Raw genomic sequence first — 12,163 nt, 5'->3', positions numbered from 1 at the left:
AAAATATATCGTAACAGATTGTCAATTTCTTCTTATTATTGTCAATATATATGTAAACAGATGAAGTGAAGAGGTGGGGATTGTGATTCAAAACTCAGTTAGCAGTTTAAATATTCCCGTAGTTTTTATCTTCTTGCTGCTATATAACTCAATAATCTCTTTGCAAACAATCTCCGTATTTATGAGATATCGAGGGCAAAATATTTCGAGGAGTGGAAGCATAGCATCGTTGTTGATTGGTTTCTACTCTTTTTCATATGCTATGGAAGCACTTAATATTATTTCAGGTAACGCATCAGTAGCTTTCTTATGGTATAAGGTAGAGTATTTTGCTATACCGTACTTATCTTTGGCTTGGTATGGTTTTGTTTTAGATTTTGCTGGAAAAAAGATCAAGAAAAGGAATTTGGCCTTACTTTTCATAATACCTGTTTTATCGACATTGCTTGTTTGGACAAACGAATTTCATCGCCTCTATTTAGAAGGATACTTGGTTAACGAACATTACATTATTCGTGGACCTTTTTACTATGTACAAATTACATATTCCTACATCATCGCATTTGCAAGCTACTTTATCCTTCTAAAAATGGCAAAGAGATATGCGAGTATTTTTAGAAAAACAACATTCATACACCTTTTGGCGGCAGTTTTGATTCCGATCTTCGCAAGTCTTGCCTATATCGTATTTGACTTAGACATTGATCTTACTCCTTTCGGTTTAATGGTAAGCATAATTATTATACTCTACGAGGCACAAAGATTGCACGGACTGGACATCGAAAGTCAGATCAAAGATGTAGTATACAATGCCTCAAAAGATTTGATTCTCGTCATAGACAAAGATGGATATGTGATAAGTATCAATAGAAATTTTGAAGATACTTTCAGCCAGATTTATAAAACCAAGGATTTTCTTTTCAAACCTGTTGAAAAATTGCTCTCGAAGGACTGTTTAGATGCTATTAAAACAGGGCACGGAGTCATAGAAAAGTTTGGTAGATATTTTGAACTATGGGTTTCTGAATTAAAAAGCAGGGCAGGTAAGGATATAGGTAAAGTTGTGTTCTTCCATGAAATAACAGATTTAAGAAAGGCTGAAGAATTGAGAATGCTCGAAAATAGAACATACAGAACGCTCTTTGATTTCGCGCCAGTTGGCATATTAATTGAAGATGAAAAAGGCAACATTTTAGACGTAAATCCAGAATTCTGCAGAATTCACGGCCGCACGAAAGAGGAACTGATAAATAAAAGTATAACAATGTTGGCACCTGTTGAAGATCGCGATAAAGTTAAGAAAAATATAGAGGAAATATTATCAGGTAAACAATTAGTGCACTTCGTCAGGAGCATTGGGAAGCATGGTGAGCCAAGATTTATAGAGCTATATGAAACAGCAATACCCCTTCCGGACAATAAGAAGGGGATACTGTCGATTCAAAAAGATGTTACAAGGCAAAAGAGCATCCAAGAAGCAATTAAGATGATGGCAAGATATCAAGGCATCATCTTGAATCTCGCTTTAAACCTCATAAACGTCCCCGCCGAAAGATTGGACGAAGAACTTGCAAAAGCAATTAAAAATCTATCAAAGCAGCTTGGTGTTTCACGAGTTAGAGTTTATAGTTTTGATAAACTAAAGGGAAGCTTTTTCTCTGTCGCTTCATGGTTTTACTCAGCTTCTCAGAGTGAAAGTCCGAATTTTCAGTTTAATCTCACAGAGGCAGAAAGCGAAAGAACCAGTAAGTTATTGTCTGGTGAGCAGTATGTAATTACTAAAGAAAACACTAAGCATGAACTCACTTTAAGGCTTCTTGGCGACAATGCTTCGGCACTTATAACCCCCATTAAACTTGAAAATGAAGTCATAGGTTTCATAAGTGCGGTATCAAAAGAGAAAAAAGATTGGAATGCCATTGAAAGAAACATATTTAAGTTGCTATCAACCCTGATAGCAAGCACTGAAGCCAAGAAAAAATATGAACAAGAGTTGATAGATGCAAAACGTCAAGCAGAAGAAGCAAGTAGAGCCAAAACCACTTTCCTGGCAAACATGAGTCACGAGATACGTACACCGCTAAATGGAATTGTTGGGTTTACCAATTTACTTGCCGAAACAAACCTTGATGAAAAGCAAAGAAAGTACGTCACAACTATCCTGAAATCCACAGAGGTACTTTTAGGCGTAATCAACGACATATTAGACTTAGCAAAGATCGAGAGCGGAAGACTACAACTCGAGTATATTGAATCAAATTTGAAGATGGAACTTCAAAGTTCTTTAACGCTCTACGAGGCAAAAGCAAAAGAAAAGAACCTAAGATACAATGTATTTATTGACGAGAATATCCCAGACTGCCTTGTATTAGACAGCGTCAGGCTTCAGCAAGTGCTATTTAATCTTATAAACAACGCCATTAAATTCACGCAAGCAGGTGGTAGTGTTTCTATCAGGGTTGAAAAACTCGAAGAAAACGCCGAAAAGGCAACTATTAGGTTTTTAGTGAAAGATACCGGCATTGGAATACCAAAAGAAAGGCTTGAGAAGATCTTTGAACCATTTGAACAATCAGATGTATCGATAACACGTCGTTACGGTGGTACGGGCCTCGGGTTGTCTATAAGCAAGCAATTGATAGAACTCATGGGTTCGACGATACATGTAGAGAGCGAAGAAGGAAAAGGCAGCACATTTTATTTTGATTTAACACTGCAAAAGTGTATTAGGAAGGAAAAAACTGAGAGAGTGGCAAGAAAGGAGAAAGTAAAATACAACATTAATGTACTCGTTGCTGAAGATTATGAGATTAACAGGCTGTTGGTGACAGAACTATTTAAAAAGTACGGCATTGAGCCAGATTTTGCGTTAAATGGAAAAGAAGCTGTTGAAATGGCGATGAAAAAATCATACGACATAATATTCATGGATATCCTGATGCCTGAAATGGACGGGATTGAGGCAACTAAGAAGATCAGGCAGTTCAATTTGGAAGTCCCAATTGTTGCTCTGACAGCCCATGCTCTGAAAACAATACGAGACGAGGTTCTCTCTGCGGGAATGAACGACTACGTAGTGAAGCCAATAAAGACTGAGGAGATAGAGCGAGTGCTCGAAAGATTCTGTTCACACCTCGCAAAACCATTAGAAGATGAAAGACAGGCAAAACCATCATTAGAAGGTAAAGAACTGCAAGAAACAGGAAAAAAACAAGGCGCTAAAGAACAAACACGAGAACCTTTTGTTGATAAATTGAAAGATGAAATAAGAGGTGCGGAGAGTGAATATGGTTTCACGCAAGAATTTGAGAAAGAGCTCCTCGAGACATTCATTTCTTCTTCTAAAAATGGCATAGAAAAGGCTTTAAAAGCACTTTCAATTGGAGATTTTGAAACTATACGAATAGAAGCACACAGCATAAAAGGAGCTGCACGTTCTCTTGGTTTCTCGGAAATCGGTGAACTGGCTTATGATATTGAATCAGCTGCGAAAGAAAAGAGAACGGATTTTGATTATGTTTCAAATATCGAAAAGTTATCTAACTACATAGAATTCGTACAGAAACTTTATGACGAAAATTTCGGAAATTCTGGGAATTAGAAGTCTCAATAACTTAACAGTGACCAATAAAGTCAATGACATTTTCATCAAAATTTCTGAGAGAATTCGTGAGAATTTCAATTCTTCTAATCGTTTCTTCAACATCCTTTGCAGCAAATCCATTTCCACACGGAACGTTCATATCGTTCATGGATAGTTTTGCTGCGTTGAGTGCCATCTGAGTGCCGATGCTCGCTTTCAAAGCGCAGCTTCTTTTTGCTCCATCACAAGTCATTCCAAATAACGTTGCGAGGACATTGTTGATTGCGTTCTTTATTTGTTCGTGTGAGCCATTTTGAAGATACGTAATCCCCGCCGATGCACCTGCTGAGGCTATAGAACCTGCTCCGCAAATCGGCGTCAGAGCCCCGGTGTAAGCCTTTATATAAATTGTTACCAACATGCTCAGTAGTACAGCCCTTAATTTAATATCACTCAAAACTCCGAGTTCATCAGCATAAAGAGCAACTGGAACTGTACAAGAAATCCCCTGATTTCCGCTTCCTGCGACGGTCATCACAGGAAGAAGTGCACCGTTCATCCGCATATCAACACCAGACGCGACGTATCTTGGCATTCCTTCGAGCACCTTTCCAAACGTAATTTCTTCTTCTAAACCTATCTTTGAAATATTCTGATTGTATTGTATAGCATCTGAAACCATTTTAATAACATCGTTGTCTGGAGCCTCAACATATTCGAATATATCTGAAAGATTTATTGATTTAATAATGTCTTTCTTAAAATTCGCACTCGATTGGTTGTTAATCACTTCTTTGCCATCCACAACTATCCTGCTTACGTTATCGTGTGAGTCTGTAATCTCCACAAGTACATCGTTTTCTCCCAAAAGCCGTGTTCTTATGTGCAAGTACATATCGTTTGTGTATTTGACTACAATCTTATCTTTCAATTCGTAAGCTTTCATAACAGCATCAGAATCCACATATTTGAAAACTTCCAAACCGAGCTCTGCCTTTCCCACAATGTAAGCCAACGCAACTGCTAATTCAAAACCGTGAAGATGTGTTCCAGGGATTCCCACTTCCAAACCATTTTTGTATGTGTTTCTATCCATTAAAACCTCTATCTTCTGAACATCTCCTTTAAGGTACTTCTTACCAACAGCAACCGAAAGCCCAACAGCAACAGGTTCAGTGCATCCATATGACAGCTTTACGTTGTCGAAGAGTATTGTTCGTACTATTTCCCGAAGATCATTTCTCATCGCGACTCCCCCTGATTTTCAAAAATAAGAAGCTAAAAATGCATCTGATGGATATATTTTAATTCGTAGACAAAAGAATCTCAAAATTCATATGCCAAAAAAACTCAATGAAAATTGTTATTTTTTCCACTCGCTACAACACATTCTCAATTTCTTTCATTATCTCGCATATTTCATCTCCACGCCCCATTGTAAACAAGTGAACTCCCGGAGCCCCACTTTCAAACAAAGCTTCAATTAACTTCAAAGAAAATTTGATTCCTACGTTATATTCTTCCTCTTTACTTCTTGCGTTTTCTAAAGCCTCGACAAAGCTTTGCGGAATACTGACGAAAAATCTCTTAGGTACCATGTATAGAGATTTCTTGTTGACCAATGGTTTAACACCGGGTATGATTGGAACATTTATACCTTCACTCCTGCAACGTTCTACAAAACTTTTGTAAACTTCCGCACTGAAGACCATCTGAGTTATTACAAAATCTGCCCCATTTCCCACTTTCTGCTTCAAAAACCTCAAATCGGTTTCAAAGTTTGGAGCTTCATAGTGTTTTTCAGGATATCCTGCAACTCCAATGCAAAAGTCTGTAGGTTTCGCCTGCGTATATAGGTACCTTCCGCTATTCATTTCGTTAATCTGACTAACAAGTTGGTAGGCATATTTATAATCAGATTTCGTATTTATAAATCGCTCGTCAACATCGCCTCTGATTACAAATACATTATCCACACCCATTATCGAAAGGTCAATCAACAGGTCCTCTATTTCGTATTTGTTCATACCTATGCAGACTATGTGTGGGACCACGTCCACGTCGTATCGTTTCATAATCGCTGCTGTAAGACCTATCGTTCCTGGTCTCTTCACTTTCGGCACTTTGATTATTTGATTGTCGTGCTCTATATACTCTATCTCAACAGGATGGCGAGTAATATTTACAAATGAAATGTTATATTTCATCAGTTTATCGAGTGCTCTGTATATATTCTCAACATCTTCTCCTCTTTTTGGTGGAACTATTTCAATAGATATTACTTTGCCTTCTTTGAGTTTTTCTGGAATCTTCACAAAAATACCTCCTCATGCTCAAATATTTCATAATTTATACGGAAAATTGTATATTCCCAATAGCAAACAATTTTGAGTTAACTATTGAAATCGCTCCTAAAATATTCTCCTTTTCAATATCCTCTTTTACCATCATCTCCAATTTTTCAAAATCGAGTGAACTGTGCACGATGTTCCCATATCTTGTTGCAAATGCATCTGCGATTACCGAAGTCTTTGCGATAACGCACGTCGCATCGGTACTGCCGAAACTTCTGGAATGTCCAATCTTTCCCGAAGAAGTGCACACACCCCAACTTCCAGATGGCAAAACTATCAAAAGTTTGTTAAATTCGCTATTGAAATTCGCAAATATCCCGATTTTGACAGGTTTTTTAGACCTGATGTATATATCTCCGCCGTTCTCTACCACAACCTCCTCACATCTATAATTTTCGACCAAGTGATTCCCAACTATATCCGCAAACGCACCGGCAACACTTGCCATGGGACCAACATCGGCTAATTTCGAAGCATTATCCATCATTAACACAATATCTGGCACTCTTTCCAAACATTCAACAGGTACCAAGGAAGCATAAAATTCTTTGTGAATATTTATATACGATTCCAAGGCTTCATAATTTGTCTTCACCAAATCGTATACTGTTCCAAGCATACTCTTCTCAAATTTATCAACCCTGATACATAAGTCGGTGAATTTGTATTTAACATAGAACATTTCTAACCTATCTGAATAAAAATCTCTGTAGAATCTCTTCGTAACTGGGATTTTTTTACCACTTTCCAAAAGTCTCACCACCCGCAACCAATCAATTCAGCAATACGTAGTTCAGCTAATATGGCATATCAAAGGTCTCTTTTCCAGCCTTGTCATACGGAAGTCTTAATCCAACAGGGCACACGTCTGCACAAACTAAACATTCCGTGCATTTATCTTTAGCAAGAAACACATTTCCATTAGAAAATTGAAAAGCGGAATACTGACATACAGAGACACAAGCGCCGCAGTGCACACAAGATTTATCTCTTTCCAAAGTTGCTCTGAGCTCAAGATAATTCTCTTCCATCTCTAAGTCAAGTTCTTTTGCATTGTAAAGATTCTTCAAGCTTCTTTCTTCATGCAAATTATAAGCAGGATTTGTGAGCAAGAACTCGCCATTCAGCATCCACGTTTTCAATTCTTCCGCAATCTCTCTTGCAACTTTCAAGCTCGAAAGAGAAGATGTTTTGACCTCTTTTCCAAGTAGCTCCACTTCTCCAGATTTCAATTGCGCATATGAAACAACACCGAGTGTCGGTCTTTCCGGCACGGAATAGTCTTTTATCTCGGTGTGTATCTGTTCATCTGAAAGGCTCACATAGTAGGCTATCTCTTCACTGAGAATTGGGATTGGAATTCCAACTCCAACAAAAAGCGTGGTACCGTAGTTCTTGAAATATGCTCCCTTGATATATTTCGCACTCATCTTCTTCGCATCGCCTATGAGTGCAAGAGTTCGAGCAGGTGAGATGGGGATACCGTTCTCATTTTCCTTGATTGTATTCCTGAATTGCGTTCCGTACCAACTCACGTAACCTACTCCACCCCCAAGGAAGATTTTCGTACCGATGCCTATCGTCAGGAGCTTCGGGTCTTTGAGCAATGGACTGAGTTCCCCGGAAGTCGAGTATGTTATGTTACCATAGTTTGGAAGCAGTTTCCCCATGTAAGTATAAATCACTTTATCTGAGCCGTTTGTTGCAGCAGCGTAGTTCTGATAAGCATTCCTCGGATTGAACAAGAAAAAGTCATTAATCGAATGTTTATCGACGTATCCTTTAAAATGCTTCCGAGGATAACAATCCGTTCCCTTTCCAAAAGCTTCAAGGAGCACCTTTTCCCCTCGTATCAACAACTCGATGACATGTCCACCGCCGAATGTTTTGTCGTATGCAGACTCTTGCGTTGCACCAATATACCCATCAACTGCCGCTATCCCACCGTACACCTCCACACCACCGAGTGTTATTTTTTCCATCCGCATGGGTGGAAAGGTGTGACCGAAATTTATAAAAGCGCCGCTTGAACACATCGGTGCAAACGTCCCTGTCGTAACCACATCAACCTTTCTTGCAATTTCTTTAACTCCTTCCTCTTTCGCGAGTTTCACCACTTCCTCTGCAGTTAGGACAACAGCGTTCCCTTCCAATATCTTTTTGTTTATTTCCTCAATTGTTCTGTTCATAAAGCTTTTCCCCCTTTTTGAACTATATTATCAACCAATATTGGAGAAAACACGATTTTCAAAAAGACTTCTGTGAATCGCACGCAAAGATACTTCAAGATCTTTGCGATCTATTATCAGATAAAACGAAACCTCGTTTGAACCTGCCGAGATCATCTCTACATTAATACCGTTGTCTGCAAGAACGCTGAACACTTTCGCGGCGATGCCATGTTTATCGAGCATCCCATGACCTACAAGTGCTATGAGAGCTTTATCTATCTTGTATGAAATTTCATCTATATCGTCTAATCGAATTGTCTCAGCAATTCTTAAGACATCGCTTAATGCGCTTTTAGACACTATTAAGTTAATCGATGTTTGAGACGTGATGACAAACTTTATATTCACCCCTCCGTGTGCTATTTTAGATGAAATTTCCCCCAAGACTCCTGGCACACGTCCAAGGTTTCTTCCTTTGAATTGAACGACTGCAACGTCGTCTGTGTAGGAAATACTCTTAACACAACTTTCGGTAACGTGTTTATCATCCGAAATTCTCGTACACCTATTCAAATCAAAAACACCATCAAAGCTACAGACATAAAGCGGAATCGAGCTTTTTCTTAATGGCTCTATGGAATTGTATTGCAAAACTTTAGCGCCAAAGTACGACAGCTCGTCAGCTTCATCGTAGCTCATAGACTTAACAATGTATGGTGATTCGGCGACTTTTGGATCACATGACAAAAACCCATTAACGTCTTTGAACAAGAACACAGCTTCGGCATCAAGAGAGTAACCTAAAGTAGTAGCGGTGTAATCGCTCCCGCCTCGTCCAAGTAACGTAACATCACCCTCCACGGAACGGCCGTAAAAGCCAGGGACTATTGAATGAACACCATTCCATCTATTTATTTCTGATTGAATTTTTTCTTTTGTCTTCTCAAGAAGAACTGTCGAATTTCCGAATTTTCCATCTGTAATTATCCATTCGCCAGCGTCTTTTAACTCAAATCTACTATCTTCATCTTCAATAAATTTCAACAGCGTGTAGGCATTAATCTGTTCACCATGGCTCAGAAATTCATCCTTCAAGAAAGGAGGCACTTTGTTGAGAATTCTTACAACCGTTAACAATTCACGAATGCGTTCGAATAAAGACTCGAAATAACCGTCAGTACGATTATTCAAAACTTGTAAATGGAATTCATAAATCTCGTCGATAATGCTATCAACCTTCTGATCACGAAAATTGTAGAGTGCGTGGAGAAGTTTGTCCGTAGTGCCAAAAGCCGCACTAACGACAATTACGAGGTGCTTATCTTTAAAAACTTCTTCTACCTCACCTATCTTTCTCTTCACCTCTGAATAGCATTCAAAATCTTTAAAATTTGAACCTCCGAATTTTAATACGAGAAATCTTTTCTCCAATTTTCTAACCCCCTTTTCGTATTGCATAAATATATAAAAAAACGGTCGGGTGATTTTCTCACCCGACCGTTGGTTTAACGTTCCAAAACATCAGAGGCATACCCAACGGTCGGTACGCCACATCATCATAGCCATCATGAATACATTATTGTTTAGTGTGATATCACTCAGAAAAGACCCTCTTTTCACAGTTTCGAAAAGCTCAGTCTTCACTAAGAATTCCCCCGTTTGAAATTTTTTAGAATTATACTAAAAAAATCCCAAAAACGCAAGATTGAATTTTGGGAAAATTGTGCTATAAAAAAATCGTGACTTTCTCTGTGAATTTATGTAACTCGATCCACGGAAGGTGGTTGTATGGAAACAATCTGGAAAAGGTGGAATGTGAGAGGCATAGTCCAAGGAGTTGGATTCAGGCACTTTGTCAAAAACGTTGCAAGAGCGATAGGCGTGAAAGGGTATGTCAAAAACGAAGACGATGGTAGCGTGACGATAGTAGCAGGCGGTAACGCTGAGCAGCTGAACGAACTTTACAGAAGAATCATGGAAGGAAATGGTTGGAGTTACATCTCAGATTTCGATGAAAAAGAACTACCTGAACAGGATTACAAAGATTTCCACGTCGAATTTTAAGTCTATGGTTACCGAAAGAACTTTTTAAAAAAGGAGATGGAAAGCATGAAAAGCATAGTTTATGGACTGCATTGGGGGGACGAAGGTAAGGGAAAGGTAACGACTTATCTTTCCCGTGAATACGATTACGTAGTGCGCTACAGCGGTGGTAGCAACGCAGGACACACCGTCGAGTATGGGAATTTTAAATTAGTACATCATTTAGTACCATCGTTTGATGTGAGAACAGATACAATCGGTTATATATCCAACGGTGTCGTCGTGGACCTTGGAGTGCTTAATAGCGAAATCGAAGAACTGAAAAGGCTTGGATTCGATGTGTCAAGAAGAATAAAAGTATCGAACCTTGCACACGTTGTTTTGCCAGTCCACAAAATGCTCGATGAAAAGTTTGAAATGGCAAAGGGAGACAAAGCAGTTGGAACGACAAAACGAGGAATAGGACCCGCATATGCCGATAAAGTTCACAGAATAGGTTTGAGGCTTGTAGATTTTGAAAACCAAGAAAATGCACTCGAAAAATTGAAGTTCATATCCGAGTTATACAAAAATCTCTATTCGATAGATTGGACAGACTACGATAAGATCTTTGAAGAATACGAAAAAATAAGAAGTTTTGTTGTATCACCTATCGAAATACGTAAAGAATTACAAAATTCAAACGTACTCTTTGAGGGTACACAAGGTGTATTGCTCGACATAGACATGGGAAGTTATCCGTACGTCACAGGTACGTACTGTAACACAACAGGCGTTGAACCGGGGCTCGGCTATCCGATGAACATCGATAAAAGAATAGGCGTTTTCAAAGCTTACCTCACAAGAGTTGGCGAAGGTCCGTTCCCAACTGAGTTGTTCGGAGAAGACGCAGAAAAACTCAGAAAAGCAGGAAAAGAATACGGAGCAACAACTGGAAGACCAAGAAGATGCGGCTGGCTCGACTTACCACTTCTGAAATACGCCATAGAAATATCTGACTGTACCGAGATGATAATGACAAAGGCAGACGTACTCTCTGGGATGGATAAAGTTCTTGTCGGTGTTAGGTATGCGATAGATGGGAAGAAGATAGATATACCCACGGATTTAGAAATGCTCAGTAAGACCGATGTAGAATATGTCGAATTCCAAGGTTGGAAAGATTTAAACGACAGAAACTTTGCTAAATTTGTAGAATTCTTGGAAAGAGAAACCGGACGAAAAATTACTTACATATCAACAGGCGCAAATGTAGAAGATATAGTGAGCTTTGAAGATGGAAAAGAAAATTAGAATATCGATAACGTTTTTTGGAAGTCTCACAGACCTTTCCAAAGCAAGAATGATTGAATTGGAGCCTGGAGTAAACCAGACGATAAAAGATTGCATAGAACGCCTCGGTGTTCCGCACACCGAGGTGTATTTTATTACTCTCAACGGTAAATTTGTGAAGTTCGACAAGATAGTTGAAAATGGTGAGATGTATTTCGTTTATCCCGATAGCGATTTGGAGATTCCGGAAGAATACATTCTGACACCGAAATACGAAGGAGAACCAAAGTTCATCTTAGACATACACTTAGGTGGGCTTGCAAGATACCTAAGAATGCTTGGAATATACGCAGATTTTGGGATTATAGAGGATGAAAAGATTATTGAAAAGGCAAGAAACGAAGACTTGATAATACTTACCAAAGACAGGATGATGCTCAAGAATAGTGAGGTTAAATATGGATACATTGTTAGGTCCGACGAGCCAAAACAACAATTGATTGAAGTATCCAGAAGATACAAGTTAAAAAATTGGTTTAACCCATTTAAAAGGTGCATATTATGCAACGGTAAGCTCTTGCCTATTGAAAAGTCTAAGATACTCGACAAAATTCCTGAGAAAGTTAAAGAAATGTACGACGAATTTTCGATATGCAGCGGATGCGAAAAGATATACTGGGGTGGGACTCACTACGAGAAAATGAATAGATTCATCGAAGAAATTAGAAAATACGTGTGAT

9 protein-coding genes are annotated in these 12,163 nt (G+C 38.8%); 4 read left to right on the top strand and 5 right to left on the bottom strand.

Annotation, left to right across the window (positions count from 1 at the left end):
• The first annotated feature begins 73 nt into the window (after window positions 1-73).
• A complete protein-coding gene (locus BUA11_RS05820; protein WP_342742943.1) occupies window positions 74-3,601 on the top strand; it encodes a histidine kinase N-terminal 7TM domain-containing protein in 3,528 nt (1,175 codons plus the stop codon).
• A gap of 13 nt (window positions 3,602-3,614) precedes the next feature.
• Here the strand turns inward: BUA11_RS05820 and BUA11_RS05815 are convergent, their stop codons facing one another.
• The 5 genes from BUA11_RS05815 to BUA11_RS05795 all read right to left on the bottom strand — a co-directional run bounded on the left by BUA11_RS05815 (window position 3,615) and on the right by BUA11_RS05795 (window position 9,539).
• Entirely contained in the window at window positions 3,615-4,808 is a 1,194-nt protein-coding gene (locus BUA11_RS05815; protein ID WP_072759460.1) for an L-cysteine desulfidase family protein, read from the bottom strand.
• A 154-nt stretch (window positions 4,809-4,962) separates the two neighbouring features.
• Entirely contained in the window at window positions 4,963-5,898 is a 936-nt protein-coding gene (locus BUA11_RS05810; protein WP_072759351.1) for a methylenetetrahydrofolate reductase, read from the bottom strand.
• 34 nt (window positions 5,899-5,932) lie between these two features.
• The gene (locus BUA11_RS05805) at window positions 5,933-6,688 is read right to left on the bottom strand and encodes a UPF0280 family protein (protein ID WP_372589801.1); all 756 of its coding nucleotides are present in this window, start codon (window positions 6,686-6,688) and stop codon (window positions 5,933-5,935) included.
• A gap of 46 nt (window positions 6,689-6,734) precedes the next feature.
• Entirely contained in the window at window positions 6,735-8,126 is a 1,392-nt protein-coding gene (locus BUA11_RS05800; protein WP_072759349.1) for a homocysteine biosynthesis protein, read from the bottom strand.
• 30 nt (window positions 8,127-8,156) lie between these two features.
• Window positions 8,157-9,539 carry an aspartate kinase gene (locus BUA11_RS05795; protein WP_178137751.1) on the bottom strand — a complete coding sequence of 461 codons (1,383 nt, stop codon included), beginning with the start codon at window positions 9,537-9,539 and terminating at the stop codon, window positions 8,157-8,159.
• A 357-nt stretch (window positions 9,540-9,896) separates the two neighbouring features.
• Between BUA11_RS05795 and BUA11_RS05790 the strand changes: the two genes are divergently transcribed.
• Genes BUA11_RS05790 through BUA11_RS05780 form a run of 3 tightly spaced genes read left to right on the top strand, consistent with a single transcriptional unit; the run spans window position 9,897 to window position 12,162 of the window.
• A complete protein-coding gene (locus BUA11_RS05790) occupies window positions 9,897-10,172 on the top strand; it encodes an acylphosphatase (RefSeq protein WP_072759345.1) in 276 nt (91 codons plus the stop codon).
• 45 nt (window positions 10,173-10,217) lie between these two features.
• Complete coding sequence (locus BUA11_RS05785) at window positions 10,218-11,444, top strand: adenylosuccinate synthase (protein ID WP_072759343.1); 1,227 nt, start codon at window positions 10,218-10,220, stop codon at window positions 11,442-11,444.
• Window positions 11,428-12,162: a Mut7-C RNAse domain-containing protein gene (locus BUA11_RS05780; RefSeq protein WP_072759341.1), complete on the top strand. Its 735-nt coding sequence runs from the start codon at window positions 11,428-11,430 to the stop codon at window positions 12,160-12,162. The genes BUA11_RS05785 and BUA11_RS05780 overlap by 17 nt, the downstream gene beginning before the upstream one ends.
• The last annotated feature ends 1 nt before the right edge of the window (window position 12,163 follow it).

It is taken from the genome of Fervidobacterium gondwanense DSM 13020 (genome assembly GCF_900143265.1).
Taxonomy (GTDB): Bacteria; Thermotogota; Thermotogae; order Thermotogales; family Fervidobacteriaceae; genus Fervidobacterium; species Fervidobacterium gondwanense.
The sequence above is the reverse complement of the archived record's forward strand: the minus strand, read 5'-3'. Positions and strand labels throughout refer to the sequence as shown.

Coding starts and splice junctions, on each gene's coding strand:
- BUA11_RS05800 (WP_072759349.1), bottom strand. CDS start 8,126: ATGAACAGAACAATTGAGGAAATAAACAAAAAGATATTGGAAGGGAAC.
- BUA11_RS05790 (WP_072759345.1), top strand. CDS start 9,897: ATGGAAACAATCTGGAAAAGGTGGAATGTGAGAGGCATAGTCCAAGGA.
- BUA11_RS05785 (WP_072759343.1), top strand. CDS start 10,218: ATGAAAAGCATAGTTTATGGACTGCATTGGGGGGACGAAGGTAAGGGA.
- BUA11_RS05780 (WP_072759341.1), top strand. CDS start 11,428: ATGGAAAAGAAAATTAGAATATCGATAACGTTTTTTGGAAGTCTCACA.